The organism is Streptomyces djakartensis, from assembly GCF_014651075.1.
In the GTDB taxonomy this organism is placed as follows: Bacteria; Actinomycetota; Actinomycetes; order Streptomycetales; family Streptomycetaceae; genus Streptomyces; species Streptomyces djakartensis.
Genome location: NZ_BMWE01000040.1, coordinates 1 through 25,853, shown reverse-complemented (window position 1 = coordinate 25,853; position 25,853 = coordinate 1). Strand labels below are relative to the sequence as shown.

Here is a 25,853-nt window from a genome sequence, read left to right as displayed (position 1 = left end):
GTCAACCCCGACGGCACCATCACCGGCGTCCAGTCCGGACTGTGCCTCGACGCCAACGCCGGCGGCACCGCCAACGGCACCAGGATCACCCTCTGGTCCTGCCACGGCGGCACCAACCAGCAGTGGACACCGCGATAGCGACCCCTCAGATGCGATGGAGCCGGAATCGCTGGTTGGTGCTGCCAGTGGCTTCCCACTGGGAGATGCGGGCCCCGTCGGCGGTGGAGGCCTCCCACACGTCCAGGGCGAGGCCGCTCTGCCGGTTGACCACACTGATCACGCCACCGCCGTGGTCGACTATCCGCCACTCCTGGCCGGCGGTGCTGGTCTCCGGCTGCTGGGTGATGTCGGCGCCGCTGCTGCTACTGGCGACGTTCAGGACCAGACCACTGTGCCCGACCCGGATCTTGTAGTGCCCGCCGTCGGAGGGCAGGAAGTCGAAGTGCTGGTTGAGACCGGCGGTGATCTGCCACTGGATCAGCCGCGCGCCGGCGGTCGTGGACGCACCGCTGATGTCGGCGGCCTTGCCGCTGTGCTCGGCCACCAGCCGATAGGCCACGCCGGCCTCCACCGGCCCCGACCTGAGTGCGGACGCGCGGTAGGTCCTGCCGGCCTGGCCGGTGAACTCGATGAGATCGGCCTCGAGCCGCTTCGGCTGGACCGGCTCGCCGGTCGAATCGTCCTGCAGCGTGAAGTCGCCGGCGAAGATCCGGCTGCGCACCCGGACGGCACCGGTTCGGTCGGGTGTGACGGAGAACTCGATCCGGTTGCTGCTCCATTCGGCGCCGACGGTGTGTCCGCCGCGGCCGCGCAGTCCGCTCACGCGCCCGGTGGGCCAGGCGGCCGGCAGCGCCGGCAGCACGTGCAGTTCGCCGTTGTGGCTCTGCAACAGCATCTCAGCGATGCCCGAGGTGGCGCCGAAGTTGCCGTCGATCTGGAACGGTGGGTGCAGGTCGAACATGTTGGGCGCGAGCCGGTCCGTCCGCACCAGGTCCCGGATCAGCTTGTGGGCCCGGGCGCCGTCCTCCATCCGTGCCCACCAGTTGATCTTCCACGCGAGCGACCATCCCGTCCCGTCGTCACCGCGCAGCTCCAGCGTCCGCCGCGCGGCCTCGTGCAACTGGGGTGTCCCGCGCTTGGTGATCTGGTTGCTCGGATGCAGACCGTACAGGTGGGAGACGTGCCGGTGAGTCCGCTCGGTCTCCACCCAGTCGGCCAGCCACTCCTGGATATTGCCCCTGGATCCGACCCGCGTCGGCGCCAGCCGGTCCCGGGCCGCCACCGCCTGAGCGCGGAAGGCGGCGTCCACGCCGAGGACTTCGCCGGCGCGGGCGACGCTGTTGAAGAGGTCGCGCAGGATCTGGTTGTCCATGGTGGGCCCCGCGCAGACGGTGGCGTTCGCATGGTGAGGGAGCTCCGGAGAGTTCGAGGGGTTGGTGACCAGGTATCCGAGCGTCGGGTGGGCGACCAGGGTGTCGAGGAAGAACTGGGCGGCGCCCTTCAGGGCCGGATAGTTCGAGCGGAGGAAGTCGATGTCACCGGTGAACAGGTAGTGGTCCCAGATCAGGGTGGCCAGCCATGCGCCACCGGTCTGCCACATCCCCCACTCCGCTCCGTCGACGACCGAGGCGCCCCGCCACGCGTCGGTGTTGTGATGCGTCACCCAGCCGCCGGCGCCGTACTGCGCCTGGGCCACCCGGGCGCCGGTCACGGTCAGGTCGCTGATCATGTCGAAGACCGGGCGGAAGCATTCGGACAGGTTCGTCGTGTCGGCGGGCCAGTAGTTCATCGGCAGGTTGGCGTTGATGGTGAACTTCGAGTCCCAGGACGGAGCCATCTGGTCGTTCCAGATGCCCTGCAGGTTCGCCGGCTGAGTGCCCGGCCGCGAGGACGAGATGAGCAGATACCGGCCGAACTGGAACAACAGGGCGGAGAACTGCGGGTCGTTCACTTGCGCGTGCTGTGCGATCCGTACGTCGGTCGGCCGGTCGGCCGCCGTCGTGCGTCCCAGATCGATCGACACCCGGTTGAACAGCGCCTGGTAGTCGGTGAGATGCCGGCGGCGCAGTTCGTCGATGCCGACGCTGCGGGCAGCGTTGAGGCGGCTTCGCGCGATCCCCTGGTAGTCGCCGTCGACTCTCCGGAAGTTGACGTAGCTGGAGCCGATCGACACCAGCACCGTCACGCTGGTGGCGCCGGAGACCCGCAGCGTGCCGCCCGAGCTGCTGACCGTGCCGCCCGTCACGGCGGCGTTGGCCAGGGCGAGGAACCGGACCCGCCCGGTGATGCCCTCCATGGTGGCGGAGACGCCGTCGAGGGCGATCGTGGCCCCGTCCGGGCTGGACACCGTGGTCCGCTGTGGACTGTCGAATGTGGCGTTGAAGGTGATGGAGTTGGCCCGGTCGGCCGTCAGCCGGACCACGATCACCTGGTCAGGCGCGCTGGCGAACACCTCACGCTGGTACCGCACGCCGTTCAGCACGTACGTCGTGATGGCCGTGGCGGTGGTGAGGTCGAGCGTTCGGTTGTACTGCGACGCCCCGGAGGCGCTGCCGAAGGAGAGCAGAAGGTTTCCGACCGGCTGGTAGGCCAGCTGGCCGGCCGGGCTGCCCAGCATCGTCTGATTGATCAGGTCCTGCGCCGGCCCCCACTGATCCGCGAAGACCCGCCGCCGGATCTCCGCGATGCTGGCCGCGCCCCGGGTGTTGGCGGAGTCGTACGGACCGCCGGCCCAGACGGTGTCCTCGTTGAGCTGCAGCCGTTCGGTGTCGACGTTGCCGAACACCATCGCGCCGAGGCGTCCGTTGCCGATCGGCAGTGCCCGCAGCCAGTCCGCGCCGGCCGGCTTGTCGTACCACAGGGCGAGGTCGTCGGCGGCCAGAACCCTTGGCGGCGCGGCCGAGCCGCCCTTGGCGACGGCCGTCCACCCACCCGGCACGATCCCCGCCCCAGCCGCCGCCCCGGCGGCGAGAAACCGTCTGCGTGTCACCTCGGACATGTCGTTCTCCCTTCACGGACTGGAGCAGGTCACAGACTTCGGTGATGGCAAACCGCCGGTGTGCGGCTCGGCCGCGGCCGGCTGTCACTGTCCACCGCGCACGCCGAGCCGGGCATCGCGTCGCGTGTCGGTGTTCTGGATCCGCCATCTGTGGTTGTCGCCGCCGTTGCACGCCCACACGCCGGCCACGGTGCCGTTCGTCGTCCCGCCGGTGTGGTCAGGCCTGCGCTGTGCAGGGTCCGGACGTCGGCCGTCTGTCGGCAGCAGGACGAGCCGGCGCGGAGCTTGCCCTCTCCGCGCCGGCCCCCTCCCAGATCGCTCGCGCAGCGAGCACGTCAGCGTCATGCCGCTGCCCTGGCGCCTGGAAAGCCTCGCTCCCCGGCCTCGTCCGCAACTCCGGTCAGCAGGCGGGAGTTGGTCTGGGTGCGTGCCGGAGCAGCGTGTGGCCGTGCCCGCTCACGCCGCCTGCCCCGGTGGCTGTTGCGCCGGATCAGCCGAGTGCACGAATTCGCTCATCACTGGCACCTTTCGAAGTCGGCGCCACCCCACCGTATTGGCGCGGCAATCCGCAGAACGCTTTCGGCTTCCGCTTTCAAGGTCATGAATAGGGAGCATTGCGCGTCGACGAGTAGAAGATTGGCAGATTGTCATGGTCTATTCAAGGGGAAAGCGTCGATATATGTTCCGGCCCGGGCCGTAGTGCATCCGGCCGGAGAAGTGGGACTATTGACGGCCACCCCTCATAACACTTTCAGGTGGCGAACCGGAGTGACGGACGCGCGTCAAGCCGCGGCAGTTTCCGTTATCGGCGGACGGCTCGAACGGTCGCTGCCTCCGTATCTCCGAAAAGCACGGCGCCGTCACAGAACCCGAAGACCGGGGTGCCTACTCGACCGGCCCTCACACGAGTTGGCCGACCAACCCGGCCCTGACGCCGGCGACCGGCCCGGAGCCGACCTCGGCAGACCCGGCAGGTCTGCCGAGCACCGTGGCCGACCGCGCCGGCGGGACGGGGAGCAGTGCCAAGGCGACGATCAGCCGCTCAAGGGGTACCAGTTCGGCGGCGGCCCGGCCGCAGTCTCCACAGGACCGGGTGTGCCGGGTGATGCGCTTACGCCACAGCGTGCTCGGTACGCCGTCCCAGCCCCCCAGCTCGGTGGTCAGCCGCGGGCACCGGGGGCTGGCTTCCAGCGCGGCGACGAGTGACCGGCTCAGCTCCAGCTGGTTGCGCATCCGCTGGACGCGCACAGCCGCGTGAGCCACGCTCGTTCCCAGCGCCGCCGCGAGCTCCGCCCTCGTCAGCCGGCCCGCCGTCTCCTGCCACCACAGCGAGAGCAGCGCCCGGGCGTCCGGGTCGAGCCATCGACTGGCGCGTGCGGTCTCGCGGCGATGACCGGACAGCTCGACGTGGATCAGGGCCAGGTCCTCGGCGTCGGCGTCCGGCGGGTCGGTCATCTCGTCGAGGGGGGCCGTCCGTTCGGCGTCCGCCTGCCGCCGGTGCAGGTGGGTGCTGATCTGCCGTGTCGCGATCGTGGCCAGCCAGGGCCTGAAGCACTCCGGGGCGCGCAAGGTGCGCAGCTCGGGAAGTGCCCGCAGCATCGTCTCCTGCACCACGTCGTCGACGTCCGCGAGCTCGCCCAGCGCCCTGCGCACGATCGCGTACACCAGCGGCAGGTACGCCGCGGCCAGGTCGTCGAGCGCTCGTGGATCGCCGGCCTGTGCGGCGAGGACCAGGCTCGTCTCGTCGCCTCGGCCGGCTCCCATCACGAGCCCGTACACGGTGCCCCGGGAAAGGCCGCCCCGGGTGCCGCGCACGTCGCCGCCCTCGGGTGCGCACGCGGGATCGACTCGGGTGCGGCCGGCTGACCATGCCTGGCGGCCCGTCATCGCCCCGGCCGTCCGCCATCGACGGGAAGAACGCTGCCGTTGACATGGTCCGACGCCGGGGAGGCGAGGAACGCCGTGGCTCCGGCGAGATCGCCGGCGCCTCTCCAGCGACCGGCCGGGATGTGGCCGAGGACCGCCCGGTCGCGCGGGGGGCCCGCGCGTAACGCCTCGGCGACCCGGCTCTCGATATCGAGGGTGCGGGCCCCGCGGTAGACAACCGCCTTCATCGATCCTCCATCCCCATGGTGCCGAACGTCCCTTCCGCGGTGGATCGGCATGGTCCAGGTGTGACCGCGAGCAGCCGCCGGCCGGCCAGCTCCGGCCGTATGTGCGGTCCGTCGGACGGGTGTGCCGTTCGCTGACGGGCCGCGGTCATCACCGCTTCGTCGATCCGGACACCCAGGCCCGGCGTGTCGCCGAGCACGAAGGCGCCGTCCTCGACGTGCAGGTCCATCGCGACACCGATCGGCGACTGCAGGCACTGCAGCTCGCTGACGAGGTGGTTGGGCACCGACGTCGCGGCGTGCAGCAGCGCGACAGGCGTGTTGCCGATCGGGCTGACCGGCAGGTCGTGGGCGTGCGCCAGTGCGGCGACACGCAGGAAGTGGGTGACTCCCCAGACCGCGGCCGTCTGGACGATGTCGACGCCTCCCGCCGCGATCAGCGGGCGGAACTGCTCGAGGCCGGTGAGGTTCTCCCCACTGGCGACCGCCGTCCGTACGCCACGGCTGACAGCGGCCAGGCCGTCGGCGTCCCAGCGCCGGACCGGCTCCTCGATCCAGGTCAGGTCGAGTGTGCGTTCCAGTTCACCGACGTGGCGTACCGCCTGCTTGCGGCTCCAGGCCTCGTTCGCGTCCAGCATGAGCCCCGGCCGGGCCCCGTGCGCGGCCTCGGTCAACACCTCGCGTACGAGCGACAGCCGGTGCCGGTCACGCTCGATGTCCAGGCCGCCCTTGAGCTTCGCCGCCCTGAGCCCGCGTTCGGCATAGACCTGGTAGGTGGCGACGAGCTCGTCGTCGGTGAGGCCGATGTCCAGGCCGGAGGCGTAGGCGTGGACCACGCGGTCGTCGCCGCCGAGCAACCGCCACAGCGGCTCACCCGCGGCCTGTGCCTTGATGTCCCACAACGCCGTGTCGAACGCGCCGATCGTGCCGAACACCACGCCGGCATGCCCGGCTTTGAAGGTGTGCCGCAGCATGCGGTCGTAGAGGGCGGTCACCGCCCGCGGGTCCTGGCCGTCGATGGCGGCGAAAATCACCTCGGCTTCCACGTGCGGTCCCAGGCCGACTCCGGTGATCCCCTCATCGGTCTCGACGACGACGACCGGCACGGGCACGACGCCGTCGGCGTAGACACCGTTGGCGTCACCGACAGGCCGGCCCCATCGCTGCGCCGTCGTCAGGGTTCTGTATCCGGTGATGCGCATGCGTCATCCCTTCGTCGCGCCGGCCGTCACGCCGTCAGCGATCTGGCGCTGCAGGAACAGGTAGGTCACCAACACGGGTAGCCCGGCGATCAGGACACCGGCTGCGAAGGTGGGGATGTCGGCGGAGTACTGGCCGCGCAGTGAGGTGATGCCGACCATCAGGGTGCGATGGTCGGCCGACGGCATCATCAGCAGCGAGATGAGCACGTCGTTCCAGCAGAACAGCGCGTCGAGGATGCCCACCGACAGCAGTGCCGGAGCACCCATCGGCAGCATGATGCGCCGGTAGACGCCGTACAGGGTGTTTCCGTCGATCCGTGCGGCGTCGACGAGTTCGGTGGGCACCGCTCGGTAGTAGCTCGTCATCAAGAAGACGGTGAACGGCAGGAACTGCGCGACGTAGGCGAGGACCAGCCCCGGATAGGTGTCGATGAGACCGCCGCCGGCCATGATCCTGGCCAGCGGCACCATGATCACCTGGAACGGGATGAACAGCGCCGCGAGGCACACCACAGCCAGCGTGGACGAGCCACGGAACCGCACCTGGGCCAGCGCGAACCCGGCCATGGACCCGATGAGCAGCAACAGCGCCACGGCGCAGGCCACCACGATCACGGAGTTGAGGAAGTACCGCCCCATGCCGACGCTGTTCCACGCGGTGCCGAGGTTGTCCCACTGGAGCGTGCTCGCCAGGGAGAACCGGTCGAGGACGTACTCCCGGCGGGTCTTCATCGCGACGTTGACGGTGAACAGCAGCGGGTAGATCGTCGCCAGGGCGAGGAGCGCCATCGGCACGGCGACCAGCCATCTGCCCGGCACCGGGCGGGACATCAGTCCTCCCTCCCCGCCCGGCGCAGCAGGCCGACCTGCAGCAGACCCACGACCAGCATGACGAGGAAGAGGACGGTGGACGCGGCCGACGCGAGCGCAGGGCGGCTCATCTGCCCCTGCTGGACCCAGATGTAGTACTCCGGCAGGTAGGTCGACCCTTCCGGGCCCCCACTGGTCATGACGTAGAGCAGCCCGAACATCGAGGTCAGCATCCCGATCATCGTGGTGACCACGACGAACTGGATGGTGCGGGACAGACCCGGGATGATGACGTGCCAGATCATCCGCGCGAGCGAGGCGCCGTCGACCCGGGCGGCGTCCAGAAGCGCGGGGTCCAGGGTCGCGAACCCGGCCAGGAACACCACCAGCGCCATCCCCGACGTCGCCCAGATGTGCACGCCGACGACGGCGAAGATGGCCACGTCGGGATCGCCGAGCCAGTCCACCGGGCCGGCCCCCGAGCGGCCGAGCACGGCGTTCAGCGGACCGTCGAAGGCCAGGAGCAGGTTGAAGATCGCGCCGACGATCACCGGTGAGAGCACAGCCGGGAAGAAGTAGACGCTCCGGAAGAACGGGTGTCCGGGTACCCGCAGGTGGATGAAGGTGGCGAGGAGTCCTGGGATCGCGACCGCGACCGGCAGCAGCAGTACCAGCAGTCCGACGTTGCGCAGCGCGGTGCGGAACAGCGGGTCGTCGATGAGCTCCGCGTAGTTGTCGAGCCCCACCGGGGTGCCGTTGTGTTCGCAGTCACCGGTGAAGGAGAAGTTGACACCCAGTCCCAGTGGCCAGAGCCGGAGCACCACGATGATCAGGACAGCGGGAGCGACCAGGACGTAGGGGGCGAGGCGTTCGGCGAGACGGCCGCCACGGCCTCGCGGAGATTTCGGCGCAGGGCCGCGGCCGTCTACCGCCTCCCCTGCTCGCGCCCCTTGAGCGGCGCGGACCGACGAACCGACGGGTGACATGGCCTCAGCCCGCCTGGTCGGACGCCGCCAGCTGCCTGACCGCCGCGTCGACCGTGACCGATCCGCTCAGCAGTTGCTGAGACAGCCGCCCCATCAGGTCCACGGTCCTGGACGACAGGGCCACGTGCAGGGCGGGCTTGCCACGGTCGATCTCCGACACGATGGTGGCGACGGCCGGGCCACCGCTCGAGACGTCCACGGTGCGGTCGGCCGCGACGGCGCCCGCGTCGGCGTAGAACGACTTCAGTGCGTCGGTCGAGGTCAGGGAGCGCACCAGGTCGGCGGCGGCCTTTGGGTCCTTGGTCCACTTCGCGACGGCGTAGCCGATGCCGCCGTCGTAGGGAAGGCTCGGTCTGGCACCGGCCGTGACGACCGGCGCCTTCATGACACCGACATCGCCGGCGTCGAGGAATTCGCCGAAGTCCTTCCAGTGCCCGGTGTCCGACATCAAACCGATGACGTGGGCGGCCTTGCCGGACTGGAACACCGCGAACGCGTCGTTGAACATGGCCGTCGAGTTCGCCCCGTCGTTGTTGAGGCCCTTGTCGTCGGCCTCCTTCCAGAGCGAGAAGACCCGCTTGACCGCCGGCGAAGACCAGTCTCGTCTGCCGGCGATCCAGTCGTCGTACTCCGTGGGCGACAGGACGCCCGAGCCGAGCCCGGACAGGAAGAACTGGATACCGATGCCTTCCTTGTTGCCCTGTGCGAAACACCTGGCGCCGGTCGCCTTGGTGATGGTCCGGCAGTCGGCGACGAACTCGTCCCAGCTGGTGGCCGGCCGCTCCGGGTCCAGCCCGGCCTTCCGGTAGAGCGACTTGTTGTAGTAGATCGGGTGACCCTGCAACGTCACCGGAGCGGCGTAGGTCTTGCCGTCCTTGGTGAAGGCCTCCCACCCGGCCAGCCGCTTCCGGTCAGCACGGACGTACTCGTCCAACGGCAGGAGGGAGTCGGCCCGGTCACGGATCTGCCCGCCGCCGTTGAAGAGCATGACGTCCGGCCCCTTGCCGGCTTGGATGGCGGCCCCGAGCAGGGTGTAGTACTGATCGAACGGCTGGGCGACGAACTCGACCGTCACGCCGGGATGCCGCTCGGCGAAGTCGGCCTTGGCCTTCCTGACGTACGAGGACGCTGTGGCGTCGCCGGACTTCCAGTCCCAGACGACGAGTTTGCCCCTCGAACCACCGGACGCCGAATCCGGGTCGGAGGCGCTGCCGCAGCCGGCTAAGACAACGAGCCCGGCAACCACGGTCGCCGACCACAGTGTTCGCTGCTTCATTGCTGCCCCACTCTCCTGAGGTGGCCGGCCGCCCGGCGATTGAGGTTGAGGAGGAACGCAACTCGTAAGACGTGTGTAACTCGTATGACGTATGACGTCAACAGGATGCCGTATAGTAGGCGGGATCCGTGGTGCAGCCCGGGTCCCGGGGGGTGTCGTGACGGCAGTACCGCAGTCATCCGCAGAGGCCTCCGAGGCCCCCGCCTGGAGCCGGCGCCCGGCGAACCTCGCCGCCGCGGTCACGGCTGAGCTGGTGGAGCGGATCGTCCGTGGAGTCCATCCGTCCGGTTCGCCGCTGCCCCCCGAACCCGTGCTCTGCGAGACCTTCTCGGTCAGCCGCACCGTGGTCCGCGAGGCGGTGAAGATACTTCAGGAGAAGGGGCTGGTGCAGGTCCGCCAGGGCGCCGGCACGATGGTCACCCCGCCGGCGATGTGGAACATGCTCGACGAGCTGGTCCTCGGCGCGACCATCGCCGAGGACGAGAGCCTGGCCATCCTCGATCACCTCGTCGCGACCCGCCGAGCGCTGGAGTCCGATATGGCCAACGTCGCCGCCCGCCTGGCGAGCGCCGAGGTGATCGACCGGCTGCGCGCTCTGGTGGAGCGGATGGACGAGCTCGTCGACGACCCCGCTTCGTACCACGAGGAGGACCGGGCGTTCCACGACACCGTCATGCAGGCGTCGGGGAACCGCATCGGCCGTGCCGTGGTCCGTTCGCTGGAGCGCCAGGTCATCAACTCCGCCCGTTACACGGGCCGAACCGGCCGCGCCTTCTGCGTCGCCTCCAACCACGGCCATCGGCGCATCTACGAGCGCATCGCCGCGCACGACCCCAAGGGCGCGGCCGAGGCGATGTTCACCCACATCACCAAGGCGTGGGTGGTGCGACGCAGCGGGCCGGGCGAGCCGACCCGGCTGCGGCGTTGAGGGCGGCTGACGGGTCCTGCCGCGAGCGAGGCCGACGGTAGCCGCCCGGGTCAGGCGCCCCTTCCTGCGCCTGGAGGAAGCCCAGCTCCTTCGGCGAGTAGGACACGACACCAGCGGATTCTTCGTCGTGGCAACCCCCGTGGGCTTTCATACCGCCGGCCTGGGCCCGCCCACCCCCACACGCCCGGGCCCGGCAGTCGGCTTGATCAGCGGGACCGGAGTGTGCGGAGAGCCGTAACGGCGGACATCGCCGATGCGGTGGCACTCCTCGGTGTGGATCATTGGCACAGCAGCGTTCCCGATGCCGGGAGGAGACAAGGATCAGCTGTATGCGTCCGAAGACGACGAGGACGAGTCACACCCCAGACCGGCCTTGTCGCACTCGGAATCCTTGAGACCGCCGAGCCGGGCGCGGACCTCGTCGGCTTCGGGACGATCCAGTGCTTCCAGGGTGATCAGGGCGTGCTGCCAGGCGGTACGAGCCTTGTCCACATCGCCGGTCGCGTGCAGCGCGTCGCCGAGGCGGGCGAGGGTGCCGGCTTCGTTGGGCGTGTCCTGGAGGTTGCGGAAGAGATCGATGGCGTACTGGTAGCAGGTGATGGCCGTCCGGTTGTCCCCGAGTCCGTGATGGGCGTAGCCCAGGGTGTTCCAGGTGGCCGCCTGCCACCTGAGGTTGCCGACTTCCCCGTGCAGGGTGAGCGCGTACCAGCACAAGGCGATGGCCCGTGCGTGATCCCCGAGCACGGTGTGGCACCAGCCGATCGCGGAGATGCTCTGGGCCGCCCCGGCGCGATCTCCGGCAGCCCGGTGAAGGGCCAGGGCCCGTTGGGCGTGGTCGCGTGCCTTCTGGTTCTCGCCACTGCGGTGGAGCGCCATGACGAGGACGAGACAGATACCGGCCTGTGCTGCGGTGTCACCGAGTTCGCCGTACAACTCGAAGGCACGGTCGATGTGGGTGCGGGCGTCATCGTGGCCGAGCTGGGTGTACGCGGCGCCGAGGCACTCGTGTGCCCTGGCCTGACTGGCGAGGTCGGACTGCTGCTCAGCGGCGGTCAGCGCCATGTGCTGGGCAGTGGCCTGGTCGTGCCAATACCCCCTCCGCTCGAGGTAGGGCTGGAGCTGCCAGGCGAGCTGCCAGGCGTGAGAGTCGAAGCCGGTCTCGCAGGCCAGCAGGATGACCGCCATCAGCACCTTGTGCTCGGTGGCGAACCAGTCCATCGCCTGCCGGTGGTCGACGGGCTCCACCGGCTGAGCCCCCTCGCCCACGGGGCCGGGGTCGATGTCCGCCCGGTGGGGGGCGATCAGCCGGGCGGCGAGCCGTGCGGAGTGCAGATAGTGCTCGCACATCCGATGCAGGGCGGCCTGCCGCTCCTCGGCCGAGGTTTCGGCGTCCAGTAACTCGGTGGCGTAGGCACGGAGGAGGTCGTGGAGGACGTGACGGCCGGGTTCGTGTTCGGTGAGCAGGTGGGCCGTGGTGAGCTCGGTGAGGAGCTGCCGGGTCTCGCGGGCCGGGAGACCGGCGAGGCCGGCGGCGACCGGCTCGGACAGGTCGGGACCGGGATGCAGGGCGAGCAGCCTGAAGAGCCGGGCGGCCGGGGGCGTGAGCACTCGGTACGACCACGAGAACACCGTCCGTGCGTCGCTGAACGCGTCCGTGTCCCGGAACCCTTCGAGACTGCCGTGCGTCTGGCGCAGGACGGCGGCGATGGAGGCGAGGCTGAATGTGGGGTGCGCGGCGGCCCGCGCGGAAACCACGGCCAGGGCCAGGGGCAGCTTCGCGCACAGGGCGACGATCTCCTCCACCGCGTCCGGCTCCGCCGCCACCCGGTCGGCGCCGAGGCGGCGGGCCAGGGCCTCGCGTGCGTCGGCGGCTGTGAGCGGCCCGAGGGCGAGAGGGTTGGCACCGCTGGCCGCGATCAGACCTCGGAGCTGATCGCGACTGGTGATGATCACCAGACAGTTCGGCGTGCCGGGCAACAGCGGCCGGACCTGCTCCGCGTCCCGGGCGTTGTCGAGCAGGATCAGTATCCGTTTGTCCGCGATGAGGGTGCGGTAGAGGGCGGCTTGGGCGTCGAGTCCGGCCGGGATCCGCTGCGGGGCCACCCCGAGGGCGTCGAGGAAGCCCCGTACCGCTTCGGAGGGGCTCATGGCGGAGTCCTCGGGACCGAAGCCGCGCAGATTGACGAAGAGCTGGCCGTCGGGGAAGCGGTGAGCGATGCGGTGTGCCCAGTGGATGGCGAGGGTCGTCTTGCCGACGCCGCCCATGCCGTTGATCGCACTGATCACCACGGTGGAGACGGGTCGGCGGCCCGGCTCGGGGAGCAGCGCGAGGGCGTGGTCGAGTTCGGCGCGGCGTCCGACGAACGTCGGTAGGTCGGCGGGGAGTTGGGCGGGGCGGGTGAAGTGGGGCGGGGATCCGGCAGCGCCGGCCGCCGCGGGCGTGGCCCGGGGGCGGTGCGGGGTGGCCGGGGAGTCCGTTTCCTGTTCGTCGTCCCCGTGCACGGGCACGGCCTGCGTCCGGGTTCGGAAGCTGTCATGGTCACCGGTCCCGTTCCCTCCGGTGACCGGGGGGTGGGCCCCCGGGCTCCGGCTTCCCAACCGCTGGAGGGGCACCGAAGCAGCCTTCGGGCAGATCGCGGAGGTGTCGTGGCGGAGGACGGCCAGCTGTATCTCGCGCAGAGCGGGGCCGGGCTCCAGTCCGAAATCGTTTGCCAGGAGTTGGCGGACCGCCTCGTAGCGCTGGAGCGCCTCCGCGGTCCGGCCGGACAGGTAGAGGGTGCGGATCAGCAGGCTCCATGCCGTCTCGCGAAGGGGATTGCCGGCGGTCAGCTCTTCCGCCGCGATGACAGCCTGTTCGAGTTCACCCGCCCGCGCCATCGCCGTGGCGCGTATCTCCTGGGCCGCGAGCCGCACCTCATTGAGTCGGGCGATCTCCGCCAGGGCGAACGCGCGGTCGTCCGCGTCGGTCAGTGGGGCTCCGCGCCAGAGAGCCAGTGCCGTCTCGATCTTCTGGCGGGCGATCAGCACCTGTCCCTCGTCCAGTAACCGCCGTCCCTCTGCCACGGCCTGCTCGAAGCGGACGCTGTCCCGGGCCTCGACGGGAATGCGCAGGGCGTACCCCGCGGAGCCGCTCACCAGGATTCGGGACTGGCCGCGTTGGCGGCGGGCCGGTTCGAGAGCGGCACGCAGCCTGCTGATGTGGGCGTGGACCGAGGAGACGGCGCCAGCCGGCGGACGGCCCTCCCAGAGGTCCTCGCACAGGCGGTCCATGGTCACGGAGCGGCCTTCCTCCAGCAGCAGACGAATCATCAGCACACGGCGCATCCGCGGCCCGAGATTGACTGGCTCCCCGGCCCGGGTGACGGTCAGCGGGCCGAGAAGTCCTATCTCGTGCTCGGTCCCGGGCTCGGACTCTTTTCGGCCTTCTGGAGAATCGTTTCTTGCCATGTCCCCTCAGGGTCGGTGCCTTTGCGGCGCCGACGTCCTCCGTTTCTACCCTTCTTCATGCGCGAGACAAGCAGCGCACAAAGCATGTTTACGCGGTCTTAATTTCCGACAGTTTGTCGTCCTGCCTTTGTCGCACGCCCTCAACTCCGCCTACCGGGCAGAAGGCGAGCAGTGCTCTCGCAGAGGGGCTGCAAGAGGAGAGCAAGACTTGGCCAAGGGCTCCCATGCAGCATACGAGACGAGAGCTCAGCACGAAGTGCCCTGGTGAAGGTGGTCCTTACATGATTGGCGCTGAATCGCCCTTGTCTTCTTGCGATGCGTGCGGTAAGCGGATTCGCGGAGACGGTGCTGACAATACGGGGACCAGAAAAGCGCCTTCCAGATATTGCTCAAATGCCTGCCGTCAGCGTGCCTACCGCCGGCGGCTGAAAACCGACGCGGTGAGCACCGCGGCTTCCCTGGGATTGCCGGCCCGATTGAGCAGCTTTATCGGTCGCTCGGACGAACTGGTGGAGCTGAGACGCCTTGTGCGCACCACGCGACTGCTGACCCTGACAGGTCCCGCAGGCGTGGGCAAAACACGCCTGGCGCTCGAACTGGCCGGGCTGGAACAGCGCAGCGGGCGCTGTGAGATCGCGCTGGTGGAACTTGGCTCGGTGAGCACGGGCGAGGAGGTGCGCAAGCGGATCGCCGTGGCGCTCGACGGGGCCGCGGAGGGATGCGTCCGGCTCGCGGGGGCTCGCGGTGCCGCGGGCGCCGACCGGGAGCGTCTACTGGTACTGGACAACTGCGAGCACGTGCTGGACGACTGCGGTCTGGTCCTCAGCGGGTTGCTCCCTCACCATCCGGGTCTGCGCATTCTGGCCACCAGCCGCGAGTCGCTGCGGCTGCCCGGTGAAACGGTGTACTCGGTGAGCGGCCTCGGCCTGCCGGACCTCGAGGGTGGCGCATCACTCACCGGCATGCTCGGCTCGGACGCCGTCCGGCTCTTCGTCGACCGGGCGCGGGCCGTGTCCTGCGCGTTCGAGCTCACCGAGGACAACGCCGCGCACGTCGCCGCGCTGTGCGCCGGGCTCGACGGACTGCCGCTGGCGCTGGAACTGGCTGCCGGACTCGTACGAGCCTTTCCGCCGGCCGCGCTTCACGACCGGTTGGGCGACCGCCTTTCCCTGCTGACCTGCGGGTGGCGTACGGCGGACCCACGTCACCAGAGCCTTCGGTCGGCGATTGAATGGAGCTACGACCTGCTGACGCCGGTGCAGCGGTCGCTGTTACGGTCGCTCTCGCTGCTCCCGGGCAGTTTCGGGCCGGACACGGCCACAGCCCTCGCCGTCGGCAAGAGCATCCCCGCGTCGGCCGTACCGGAACTGCTGGCCGACCTCGAAGCCAAATCCCTCATCATCCCCTGTGTCGACAGGGGGAGTTCCGCCCGGTTCCGGATGCTCGAATCGATCCGGTGCTACGGGCGGGAGCGGCTCCGGGCCGAGAACGAGGAAGGGGCGGCGTACGACCTGCTCGTGGACTGGCTGGCGGAGCTCGCGCGTCCACTGCGTGAGACGGCCTTCACACCTGCCGAGCCCCGTCGGCGGTTGGCCGAGGAACGTGACAGCCTCACCTGGCTGCTGGAGTGGTCGAGCGCCGGCAGCGACCCTCGTCGGCTCCTGCTCACCAGCGCGCTGGCCGTCGTGGACATCCACCGGGGACAGCCGACGGAGAAGACACGAGCGCTGCTGGCCGACGTGCTGGCCCGCACGGACCCGGGAGCGGACGACCGCAGCATCGCTCTTGGCACGGCGGCATGGCTGGCGGCGGAGGAGGGGGACTACGACGAAGCGATCCGGCTGGCGAACGAGGCCGTGACGCTCGAACGCCGGCGCCCACGCCCGAACACCCCGCTGCTCTGCCGCGTACTGCTGACGCTGAGCGCCGCACGGACGCACCGCGGCGACCAGGGATCAAGGGCCGATCTCGAGGAGTGCCTGGAGATCAGCGACCGGGCCGGCGACCCGGTCGCGACCGCGTTCTGTCTGACCATCCTCGCGCGGCAGTCACTGCTGGCCGGCGACGTGGCCCGAGCGGCACGGCTGGTCGACGAGGTGCTGCCGGTTCTGAGAGCGGAGGCGGGCCCCTCCCTGCTGCGCATGACACTGGTCACCGCGGGCGTCCTGGCTCTGGAACGGGACGACCCGGCGACGGCGGAGGCGTACTTCGCCGAGGCTCTGGGCGGCACGGGCCACCCAGGCGGAGCGAGCCTCGCGCTCTGGGGCCTGGCCGTCACCGCGGTGCGCGACGGCCGCTTCGAGCGGGGACTGCGGCTGTGCGCGACCGCCGAGACGCACAGCGCCTTGGCGGCCTCCGAATTGCCGCCCTGGTTCCGGGCAAGGGTGGAGGAGGCAGCGGACAAGGCGCTCATGGCGCTGCCGAAGGCGCAGGCGAAGGGCGCGCTCGTGGCGGGACGGGAGCTGGAGGCACGGCAGGTCCTGGCCTACGCACTGCACGGACGGTTGGATGTCCCCGCGCGGCCGGAAGGCGTCGTGGACGGCACGGTGGGCGGCACCGGCGGCGACGACCCGCTCAGCTCGCGCGAGTGGGACGTGATCGCCCTTGTGACCACGGGGCTGACCAACCGTCAGATCGCTGCCCGCCTGCACTTGTCGGTGCGCACCGTCGAGACGCATGTCCGCAACATCCGTACGACGCTCGGCCTGCGCTCACGAACCCACGTCGCCGCGTGGGCGGCCCGGCAGGCGGGGTGACGCAGCGATGACGCGAGCCGGACGGTTCGAGTTGAGGAGCGTGGAGAGGAACGTCATGAGCTATGCGGGGAAGAGGACTTCGGCGTGGGTTCAGCCGATGGCGGCGCCCGCGCGCGGACAAGGGCGGCTGCGCCTCTTCTGCTTCCCCTATGCGGGGAGCGGCACCAGGGCGTTTCGTGGCTGGGCCGAAGAACTGCCGGACGACGTGGAGGTGTACGGGATCCAGTTGCCCGGCCGTGACGACAGGCTGGCCGAGAGACCGATGGACGACGTCTCGGCGGTGCTCGACGAACTGGTCCCCGCGCTGGAGCCGTATGTCGACGGTCCGTTCGCCTTCTTCGGTCACAGCATGGGCGCACTGCTGTGCTGGGAGACCGCCCGGTCCGCGCGGAGCGCGTACGGTGTGCTGCCGTCTCATGTCTTCGTCTCCGGCTGCCAGCCGCCGCCCCTGATCGGCGACCGGACCCGCTCCGGCGATGCCGCTCCCGTACTCGGCGACGCCGAACTGATCGAGCGAATGCGCACGTTGGGCGGCACTCCTGAGGAGGTCCTCCAGGATGCCGGGCTCATGAGCGTGGTGCTGCCGGCCTTCCGGGGCGACTCCACCATGCTCGCCCGCTACCGCTACGCGCCGGGGGAGCCGCTGCCCTGCCCGCTGACCGTCTTCGGTGGCGACCGTGATGCGCGTGCCGCTCCCGAAGAACTCGTCGGCTGGGCAGAGCTGGTCAAGGAGGCGCCGGACGTGTGCGTGCTGCCGGGGGGCCACTTCTTTCTGCACACGGAGAGGAAGCGGCTGCTGGCGGAGATCTCGGCACGGTTGGGCAGTGCACACCCGCCGCGTCACGTGTGAGGGGCACGTGACGTAACGGTGGAGATTGCGGATGTGGTTGCGTCGCTTGCCGCGGATCCTTGATAGCGCACGACGTTCCATGGTTTGACCGGAGGAAGCAGCCCGCCATGAACCCTTTTGACAACGCAGGCGGCGTGTTCGTGGTCCTGGTGAACGACGAGGGGCAGTACTCGCTGTGGCCCTCATCCTGTGAAGTACCGCACGGGTGGCGGACGGTGTACGGGCAGGACACGCGGGACGCGTGCCTGGCGTACGTCGAGGAGAACTGGACGGACATGCGGCCCGCGAGCCTCAGCGCGACCATGGCCGGCTGACGGCCGTAACCCCTGCACCTTCATCACCCCTTGTCCCTTCTCCTTCCGCCCCTTCTCCTTCCTGCTCCTTCGCCTGTCCTTGCCCCGGTGCCTGCAGGTTCGCCGGCCTGGGTCAGGCATGTCTGTGAGGCCCGGGGGCGGGGCGTCTTCGGCTCGGCTCTTGTCGTGGCGGGTAATCGCCGGCGGGGTGAAAGCGAGTTCTGCCGCCCCGGCCCCGCGGTGCAGGCCGGATGGCATGCGCCCGTCGCTTTCTCACCTGGCGAAGTCCCCATCGGTTCCACCTGCCTTGCCCTTCGGCGGGCGCTGTGAAGATTGGATGAGTAGTGTCCGGTACTCTGCCCCGCAGTTGGCCCTTGTCGTCGGCGCAGCGTGGTATTTGGTTTGCGCAGCAGCTCGATCCGCAGAGCCCGAGTTACAACACCGCGGAGTACGTGGAGATCGACGGCCCGGTCGACGTTCCCCTGCTCGAGGCCGCGATGCGGCGGGTGGTGGCGGAGACCGACACGCTGAATGTGGGCTTCGTCCAGGACGACCAGGGCCTGCGGCAGGTGTACGGGATGGCGGGCGACTGGCCGTTCGCCGTTCTGGATGTCAGCGCCGAGCCCGACCCGCGAGCAGCCGCCGAGGCGTGGATGAAGGCCGAGATGGCCCGGCCGGTGAGCCTTGAGGCCGGCCGGACGTTCACCCTGGCGCTGCTCCGGGCCGGGGCCGACCGCCACTTCTTCTATCTGCGCGGGCATCACCTGGTCACGGACGGGTTCATGTGCGCACTGTTCGCGCACCGCGTGGCCGAGGTCTACACGGCCCTGGTGAACGGGACTCCCGAGCGGAAGGACGACAGCGGCTCGCTGGACCTGCTCCTCGCCGACGACACGGCATACCGCGACTCCGACCGCTTCGCGCGCGACCGGGACTACTGGCAGGGCAAGCTGGCCGGCCGTCCCGAGGCGGTCAGCCTGGCGGGACGGGCGGGCGAACTGTCGCGGAGCTTCCTGCGACGGAGCGCGCAGTTGCCGACCGCGACCTCGGACGGCCTGCGGGCGCTGGCACGCCGGTCGGGGGTGGGCCTGCCCGTGCCGCTGATCGCCGCCGCGGCTGTGTACCTCAGCCGCATGACGGGCGCCGAGGAAGTGGCCCTCGGCCTCCCCGTCGCCGCGCGGACCGGCAGCGGTCGGGGCATTCGCGGGCCGATGTCCAATGAGTTGCCCCTCTGGCTGGACGTCCGACCGGGCATGAGCGGCCGGGAACTCATGCGTCAGGTGTCCGCCGAGACCCGGCAGTTGCTCAAGCACCAGCGTTACCGCTACGAGGACATCAGCCGAGACCTGAACATGGTGGGCAGCGGCCGCCGACTCGTCGGTCCGATGATCAACATCATGTCCTTCGCCTACGACGACCTGGTCTTCGGCGAATCCCGGGCAACCATCCGCAACTTGTCGATCGGTCCGGTGCACGACCTGTCCATCTGTGTGGACGACCGGGCGGGCGACGGCACGCTGCGCGTGGACTTCGACGCCAATCCCGCCCTGTACGATGCCGCGGAGAACAGCGTTCACCACCGGCGCTTCCTGCATCTGCTGGAGAGTCTCGCCACCACCGACGCGGACCAGCCCGTCGGGGGGCTCGACCTGCTGCTTCCGGGCGAGCGTGCGCGTGTGCTGCCGGTTCCGGCCGATGCCGGTTCCGACGTACCGGCCCAGGTGCTGCCGGAGCTGTTCGAGGCCCAGGCAGCCCGGACGCCGGATGCCGTGGCGGTGATCTCCGGGGACACGGAGTTGTCCTACGGCGAGGTGAACGGGCGGGCCAACCGGCTGGCGCGCCTGCTGGTGGAGCAGGGGGCCGGGCCGGAGCGGCTGGTGGCGGTGGCGCTGCCGCGCTCCGCCGACCTGGTGGTGGCGCTGCTGGCGGTGGTGAAGACCGGTGCCGCGTATCTGCCGGTCGACCCCGCCTATCCGACGGGCCGGATCTCCCTCATGCTCAGTGACGCCGACCCGGTGTGCCTGGTCACCACGGAGGACCTGGCCGCGCGGATGCCGTCCGACGCGGGCCCTGTGGTGCTCCTCGACGATGAGGCCACGGTCCGTGCCCTCGCCGCCCGGTCCGGCGACGATCTGGCCGACGCCGACCGGGCCGGAGCATTGGATCCCCGGCACCCGGCGTATGTGATCTACACCTCGGGATCGACCGGCACGCCCAAGGGCGTCCTGGTCCCGCACCTGAACGTGGTGCGGCTGTTCACCGAGACCGAGCAGTGGTTCGGTTTCGGCCCGGACGACGTGTGGACGCTGTTCCACTCCTTCGCGTTCGACTTCTCCGTCTGGGAACTGTGGGGACCGCTCCTGTACGGCGGCCGGCTGGTCGTGGTGTCCCAGGAGGTCTCCCGTTCCCCCGCGGCCTTTCTCGACCTGCTGGTGTCCCGGCGCGTGACCGTGCTCAACCAGACGCCGTCGGCGTTCTACCAGCTGATGCAGGCCGATCGGGACGCCCCGGAACGCCCGCGGGAGCCGGCGCTGCGGACGGTGATCTTCGGTGGTGAGGCGCTGGAGCCGGAGAGGCTGCGGGAATGGTACCGGCGGCATCCGGCCGACGCGCCGCGGCTGGTGAACATGTACGGCATCACCGAGACCACGGTGCACGTCACCTACGCGCCGCTCGGCGCGGAAGACGCGGAGACCGGGCCGCACCGCGGCGTGATCGGCGAGACGATCCCCGACCTGGGCGCCTACGTACTGGACGCCGGCCTGCGGCCGGTGCCGCCCGGTGTGGTCGGTGAGCTGTACGTGGCGGGCCCGGGTCTGGCTCGCGGATACCTGAACCGGCCCGCCCTGACCGCCGGCCGGTTCGTGGCGAACCCCTACGGCCGCCCCGGGGAGCGGATGTACCGGACCGGGGACCTGGCCCGCCGGGACGTGGACGGCCGGCTCGCTTACGCGGGGCGGGCGGACGATCAGGTGAAGCTGCGCGGCTTCCGTGTCGAGCCCGGCGAGATCGAAGCGGTGCTGGTCCGCCACGAGGCCGTGGCCCAGGCCGTCGTGAGGGTGCGGGAGGACCGCCCCGGCGACAAGCGGCTGGTCGCCTACGTGGTCCCCGACACAGGCACCCGGCCCGACGCCGAGGAACTGCGGGCGCACGCCGGCCGGAACCTGCCCGGGCACATGGTCCCGGCGGCCGTCGTCGTGCTCGACGCGCTCCCCCTGACGGTCAACGGCAAGCTCGACTCTGCCGCCCTGCCGGCCCCGGTGTTCGCCGCGCGGGAAGGGCAGCGCCCGGCGCGCGACGCGACCGAGGAACTGCTGTGCGCCCTGTTCGCCGAGGTCCTCGGCGCCGACGGGGTGGGGGTCGGCGACAGCTTCTTCGACCTCGGAGGGGACTCACTGCTCGTGACCCGGCTGCTGAGCCGGATCCGGGCGACACTGGGCGCCGAACTCCCGATCCGCACGGTGTTCGAGACACCGACGGTGGCGGGCCTGGCAGCGGCGCTGAAGCGGGAACGAGGACAGGCGCGCCCGCCGGTACGTCCCACCGAGCGGTCGGAGGCGCTTGCGCTGTCATTCGCCCAGCGCCGCCTGTGGTTCCTGAACCGGCTGGAGGGACCCGAGGCCGGCGCCGGTTACAACATGCCGTTCGTGCTCCGGCTGGAGGGCGCACTCGACCAGCCGGCCCTCCGGGCCGCGCTCACCGACGTGGTGACGCGCCACGAGAGTCTGCGCACCGTGTTCCCGGAGACCGACGGGGCACCGCGACAGGTCGTGCTCGACCCCGCGGCGAGTGCCGTCGGCCTTCCGGTACGCCACGTCGACCAGGCCGAACTGGACGAGGCGTTGGCCACCGGCGCCGCCACCGGCTTCGACCTGACCACCGAGACGCCGCTGCGAGCGGAACTGTTCACGCTGAGCCCGGACCGGCACGTACTGCTGGTGGTGGTGCACCACATCGCGGGTGACGCGTGGTCCATGGTGCCCCTGGCCCGCGACCTGTCCGCGGCTTACGCCGCGCGCTGCGCCGGCGAGGCGCCGCAATGGCTGCCGCTGCCGGTCCAGTACGCCGACTACGCGCTGTGGCAGCGGGAACTGCTGGGCGACGAGAGCGACGAGAACAGCCTCGTCTTCCGGCAGGTGGCGTACTGGGCCCGGGCCCTGGCCGGGCTGCCTGCCGAGCTTGACCTCCCCGGCGACCGTCCGCGCCCGGCCGTGGCCGGCCACCGGGGCGGGACCGTGCCGGTGCGCGTCGACGCCGACCTGCACCAGCGGCTCGCCGCACTGGCCGAGGCCCATGGGGTGACGTTGTTCATGGTGCTGCAGGCCGGCCTGGCCGCGCTGCTGACCCGGCACGGGGCGGGCGCCGACATCCCGATCGGATCACCCGTGGCGGGACGCACCGACGACGCCCTCGACGACCTGGTCGGCTTCTTCGTCAACACCCTGGTCCTGCGGACCGACACCTCGGGGGACCCGACCTTCGGCGAACTGCTCGCCCGGGTACGGGAAACGGACCTGGCCGCCTACGCCCACCAGGACGTGCCCTTCGAGCACCTGGTGGAGGTGCTCAACCCCGCCAGGTCGCTGAGCCGGCACCCGCTGTTCCAGGTGATGCTGACCTTCACGAGCGGGCTCGACGCGCAGGTGGACCTGCCCGGCCTGCGCGCCGCGGCCGAACAGGTCGAGTCCGGCACGTCGAAGTTCGACCTGGCACTCAACCTGACCGAGTCCTCCACCGCCCACGGAACTCCGAGCGGCATCGCCGGGTACGCCGCCTACAGCAGCGACCTGTTCGACCGGGCCACCGCCGAGGCGCTGTCGGCCCGCTTCGTGCGCCTCCTGGAGGCGGCCACCGCGGAACCGGATCGGCGGATCGGCGCCTTGGAGATCCTCGGCGATGCCGAGCGGCACCGCCTCCTGACGGAGTGGAACGACACCGGCACCGCGACCTCTCCACCCGCGCTGCTGCCGTCGCTGTTCGAGCAGCAGGCCGCGGCCACCCCGCAGGCCCGTGCCGTGGCCGCGCCGGACGCCGAGTTGTCCTACGCGGAGGCCGATGCACGGGCGAACCGCCTGGCCCACCTGCTGATCTCCCGCGGAGTCGGCCCTGAGCGGGTGGTCGCCGTCGCGCTGCCCGGCTCCGCCGAGCTGGTGGTGACACTGCTCGCGGTGCTCAAGGCCGGGGCCGCCTACCTGCCCGTCGACCTCGCGCACCCCGGCGCCCGGATCTCCTACCTGCTCGATGACGCCGCCCCCGCCCTGCTCGTGACGACCGGCGAGGCGGCGGCCGGACTCCCGAAGACCCCTGGCACCGCCCGTCTGCTGCTCGACGACCCGGCCGTCGTGCGGGAGCTTCAGCAGCAGGCCGCGAACCGCCCCACCGACGCCGACCGGGTCACCGCCCTGCTGCCGGACCACCCGGCGTACGTGATCTACACCTCGGGGTCCACGGGCCGACCGAAGGGCGTGGTGGTCGGACACCGCGGCCTGGCCGGCTACGTAACCCGCGCCAAGCACGTGTACACCGGCCTGGACGGCACGGTCCTGGTTCCCACACCGCTGTCCTACGACCTGTCCGTCACCGGCCTGTACGGGGCGCTGACCTCCGGTGGGTGCGTGGTCGTGGCCGAACTGGACGACGACCCGTGGCTGACGGCGCAGCTGGCCCGCACCCCGGCGACGTTCATGAAGGCGACCCCGAGCCATCTGGGGATTCTCGGCGCGCTGCCCGCCGGGTTCGCGCCGGTGAAGCAGCTGATGCTCGGCGGCGAGGCACTGCCCGCCGGACCGCTGCGGGCCTGGCGCGAGCGGCACCCCGAGGTGGCCGTCGTCAACCACTACGGCCCCACGGAGACCACCGTCGGCTGTCTCGACTTCCACCTCGCCCCCGGTGAGGAGCCGGGCAGCACAGTGGTCCCGGTCGGCCGTCCGATGACGGCCATGCGGGCCTACGTCCTCGACGCCGGGCTCCGGCCGGTGCCGCCGGGAGTGGTCGGGGAACTGTACATCGCCGGGCCGCAGCTGGCCCGCGGCTACCTGAACCGGCCGGGCCTGACCGCCGAGCGGTTCCTGGCGAATCCCTTCGGCCCTGCGGGCTCCCGGATGTACCGGACCGGCGACCTGGCGCGATGGACCGCGGACGGTGTGCTGGTGTTCGCGGGCCGCGCCGACGAGCAGGTGAAGGTCCGAGGCCACCGGATCGAACTCGGTGAGATCGAGGCCGCGCTGTCCGGCCACCCCTCGGTGGCACAGGCGGCCGTCGTCGTGCGGGAGGACAGGCCGGGGGACCAGCGGCTGGTGGCCTACGTCGTGCCGGCCGACCCCGCCGGGGCGGACCCGGTGGCCCTGCGCGAGTACCTGGCGGGGCGGCTGCCCGAGGTCATGGTCCCGACGGTGTTCACCACCCTGGGCGCGCTGCCGCTGACCAGGAACGGCAAGGTGGACCGGCGGGCCCTGCCCGCACCGGCCCGGGCGCAGGTGAACCCGGGCCGGCCGCCGCGCACCCCGGAGGAGGAGATCCTCTGTGGGCTGTTCGCCGAAGTGCTGGGCGTCCCCAGGGTCGGGATCGACGACGGGTTCTTCGCCCTCGGCGGTCATTCCCTGCTCGCCACCCGCCTGGTCAGCCGTGTCAGGACCGTGCTCGGAGCGGAACTGCCCATCCGTGCCGTGTTCGAGACGCCGACGGTCGCCGGACTCGCCGCCCGGCTGGACGGCGGCCACGTCCGCCGGCGCCCCCCGGTCCGTCCGTTCGCGCGGCGCCCGGAAGCCGTTCCGCTGTCGTTCGCGCAGCGCCGGCTGTGGTTCCTGCACAAGCTGGAAGGAGCGAGCCCGAACTACAACCTGCCCTTCGTCGTACGGCTGGAAGGCGAGCTCGACCGCGCCGCACTCGTCGCGGCACTCGGCGACCTCGTCGCACGGCACGAGAGCCTGCGCACCGTGTTCCCGGATTCCGGCGGGGTGCCGCGCCAGGTCGTCCTCGAGGCCGCGTCTGCCGCCGCCACCGCGGAACTGCCGGTGCACGAGATCGTGGAGACCGGCCCGGCGGCCGAGGCGGAACTCGCCGAGGCCGTGGCCGCCGCCGCGGCCCACCGGTTCGAGCTGACCGCCGAACCGCCGCTGCGGGCAGAACTGTTCGCACTCGGCCGCGACGTGCACGTGCTGGTGGTGGTCATCCACCACATCGCCGGGGACGGCTGGTCGAACGGCCCGCTGGCCCGGGATCTCTCCGAGGCCTACGCGGCCCGCCGCGCGGGCCAGGCCCCGGCCTGGGATCCGCTGCCCGTCCAGTACGCGGACTACACCCTGTGGCAGCAGGAACTGCTGGGCCGCGAGGACGACCCGGACAGTGTGATCGCCGGGCAGATCGCCTACTGGACGAACGCGCTCGACGGGCTGCCCGAGGAACTGAACCTCCCCGCCGACCGGCCCCGTCCCGCGGTGGCCAGTTACACCGGCGGAGTCGTACCGATCTCGATCGACCCCGAACTTCACGCCCGCCTGGACGGGCTGGCCCGAGAGTCCGGCGCAAGCCTGTTCATGGTGCTGCAGGCCGGACTCGCGGCGCTGTTCACCCGCCTCGGCGCGGGCACCGACATCCCCCTCGGCAGCGCGATCGCCGGGCGTACGGACGACGCGCTCGACGACATCGTCGGCTTGTTCCTCAACACCCTGGTACTGCGACTGGACACTTCCGGCGACCCCGGCTTCGACGAGCTGGTGGCCCGCGTGCGCGAGACCGCGTTGCTCGCTTACGCCCACCAGGACGTGCCCTTCGAGTACCTGGTCGAGGCGCTGAACCCGGCCAGGTCGCCGGCCAGGCACCCGCTGTTCCAGACCATGCTGACCCTGCACAACAACGCCGAGCCCCGGATCGACCTGCCGGGCCTGCGGGTGAGCCCGGACATGGCCGAGGCCGGCGCGGCAAAGTTCGACCTCACCTTCGACCTCGTCGAGTCTCGTGGTCCGGCCGGTGAGCCCGAGGGCCTCGGCGGTCGCCTCGAGTACAGCACCGACCTGTTCGACCATGGCACGGTCGAGTTGCTGGTGGCGCGCTTTGTGCGGTTGCTGGAGGCGGTGGCGGCTGATCCGGGTCGGCGTGTCGGGGAGTTGGAGATTCTCGACGGCGCCGAGCGTGAGCGGGTGCTGGTGGGGTGGAACGACACGGCGCGTGTGGTGGCGTCGGCGACGTTGCCTGAGT

The 25,853-nt window shown here is 70.7% G+C and carries 14 protein-coding genes; 6 read left to right on the top strand and 8 right to left on the bottom strand.

Features of this window, described 5'->3' with window-relative positions:
• The first annotated feature begins 18 nt into the window (after positions 1-18).
• Complete coding sequence (locus IE212_RS34055; RefSeq protein WP_268250815.1) at positions 19-138, top strand: RICIN domain-containing protein; 120 nt, start codon at positions 19-21, stop codon at positions 136-138.
• A 7-nt stretch (positions 139-145) separates the two neighbouring features.
• On the opposite strand, the gene IE212_RS34050 is transcribed toward IE212_RS34055, so the two are convergent.
• From IE212_RS34050 to IE212_RS34020, 7 genes are all read right to left on the bottom strand, one after another.
• Positions 146-2,998, bottom strand: coding sequence for a glycosyl hydrolase family 95 catalytic domain-containing protein (locus IE212_RS34050; protein ID WP_190201859.1), 2,853 nt, complete (start codon positions 2,996-2,998; stop codon positions 146-148).
• 900 nt (positions 2,999-3,898) lie between these two features.
• A complete protein-coding gene (locus IE212_RS34045) occupies positions 3,899-4,762 on the bottom strand; it encodes an RNA polymerase sigma factor (RefSeq protein WP_229864716.1) in 864 nt (287 codons plus the stop codon).
• 119 nt (positions 4,763-4,881) lie between these two features.
• Positions 4,882-5,112, bottom strand: coding sequence for an SDR family oxidoreductase (locus IE212_RS34040; RefSeq protein WP_190201858.1), 231 nt, complete (start codon positions 5,110-5,112; stop codon positions 4,882-4,884).
• Complete coding sequence (locus tag IE212_RS34035; protein WP_190201857.1) at positions 5,109-6,311, bottom strand: mandelate racemase/muconate lactonizing enzyme family protein; 1,203 nt, start codon at positions 6,309-6,311, stop codon at positions 5,109-5,111. The genes IE212_RS34040 and IE212_RS34035 overlap by 4 nt, the downstream gene beginning before the upstream one ends.
• Positions 6,312-6,314: 3 nt before the next feature.
• Complete coding sequence (locus tag IE212_RS34030; RefSeq protein WP_190201856.1) at positions 6,315-7,142, bottom strand: carbohydrate ABC transporter permease; 828 nt, start codon at positions 7,140-7,142, stop codon at positions 6,315-6,317.
• Positions 7,142-7,942, bottom strand: coding sequence for a carbohydrate ABC transporter permease (locus IE212_RS34025; protein WP_229864718.1), 801 nt, complete (start codon positions 7,940-7,942; stop codon positions 7,142-7,144). The genes IE212_RS34030 and IE212_RS34025 overlap by 1 nt, the downstream gene beginning before the upstream one ends.
• 169 nt (positions 7,943-8,111) lie before the next feature.
• Entirely contained in the window at positions 8,112-9,383 is a 1,272-nt protein-coding gene (locus IE212_RS34020) for an ABC transporter substrate-binding protein (RefSeq protein WP_190201855.1), read from the bottom strand.
• A gap of 157 nt (positions 9,384-9,540) precedes the next feature.
• On the opposite strand from IE212_RS34020, the gene IE212_RS34015 reads away from it, so the two are divergent.
• Positions 9,541-10,311, top strand: coding sequence for a FadR/GntR family transcriptional regulator (locus IE212_RS34015; RefSeq protein ID WP_190201854.1), 771 nt, complete (start codon positions 9,541-9,543; stop codon positions 10,309-10,311).
• Positions 10,312-10,632: 321 nt separating this feature from the next.
• Here the strand turns inward: IE212_RS34015 and IE212_RS34010 are convergent, their stop codons facing one another.
• On the bottom strand, positions 10,633-13,758 hold the full coding sequence (locus IE212_RS34010) for an AfsR/SARP family transcriptional regulator (protein WP_268250814.1): 3,126 nt from the start codon (positions 13,756-13,758) through the stop codon (positions 10,633-10,635).
• Positions 13,759-13,982: 224 nt separating this feature from the next.
• On the opposite strand from IE212_RS34010, the gene IE212_RS34005 reads away from it, so the two are divergent.
• From IE212_RS34005 to IE212_RS33990, 4 genes are all read left to right on the top strand, one after another.
• Positions 13,983-16,514: an ATP-binding protein gene (locus IE212_RS34005; protein ID WP_373301479.1), complete on the top strand. Its 2,532-nt coding sequence runs from the start codon at positions 13,983-13,985 to the stop codon at positions 16,512-16,514.
• Between the two features lie 97 nt (positions 16,515-16,611).
• Positions 16,612-17,364: a thioesterase II family protein gene (locus IE212_RS34000; protein WP_190201851.1), complete on the top strand. Its 753-nt coding sequence runs from the start codon at positions 16,612-16,614 to the stop codon at positions 17,362-17,364.
• Between the two features lie 107 nt (positions 17,365-17,471).
• The gene (locus IE212_RS33995; protein WP_190201850.1) at positions 17,472-17,678 is read left to right on the top strand and encodes an MbtH family protein; all 207 of its coding nucleotides are present in this window, start codon (positions 17,472-17,474) and stop codon (positions 17,676-17,678) included.
• Positions 17,679-18,001: 323 nt separating this feature from the next.
• Positions 18,002-25,853: non-ribosomal peptide synthetase (locus IE212_RS33990; RefSeq protein ID WP_229864715.1), on the top strand; the 7,852-nt coding region annotated here is incomplete at its 3' end.

Bases quoted from the DNA above. Each gene is read 5' to 3' on its own strand.
- IE212_RS33995 (WP_190201850.1), top strand. From the start codon at position 17,472: ATGAACCCTTTTGACAACGCAGGCGGCGTGTTCGTGGTCCTGGTGAAC.
- IE212_RS34010 (WP_268250814.1), bottom strand. From the start codon at position 13,758: ATGGCAAGAAACGATTCTCCAGAAGGCCGAAAAGAGTCCGAGCCCGGG.
- IE212_RS34000 (WP_190201851.1), top strand. From the start codon at position 16,612: ATGGCGGCGCCCGCGCGCGGACAAGGGCGGCTGCGCCTCTTCTGCTTC.
- IE212_RS34040 (WP_190201858.1), bottom strand. From the start codon at position 5,112: ATGAAGGCGGTTGTCTACCGCGGGGCCCGCACCCTCGATATCGAGAGC.
- IE212_RS34030 (WP_190201856.1), bottom strand. From the start codon at position 7,142: ATGTCCCGCCCGGTGCCGGGCAGATGGCTGGTCGCCGTGCCGATGGCG.
- IE212_RS34005 (WP_373301479.1), top strand. From the start codon at position 13,983: ATGCAGCATACGAGACGAGAGCTCAGCACGAAGTGCCCTGGTGAAGGT.
- IE212_RS34050 (WP_190201859.1), bottom strand. From the start codon at position 2,998: ATGTCCGAGGTGACACGCAGACGGTTTCTCGCCGCCGGGGCGGCGGCT.
- IE212_RS34035 (WP_190201857.1), bottom strand. From the start codon at position 6,311: ATGCGCATCACCGGATACAGAACCCTGACGACGGCGCAGCGATGGGGC.
- IE212_RS34045 (WP_229864716.1), bottom strand. From the start codon at position 4,762: ATGGGAGCCGGCCGAGGCGACGAGACGAGCCTGGTCCTCGCCGCACAG.
- IE212_RS34020 (WP_190201855.1), bottom strand. From the start codon at position 9,383: ATGAAGCAGCGAACACTGTGGTCGGCGACCGTGGTTGCCGGGCTCGTT.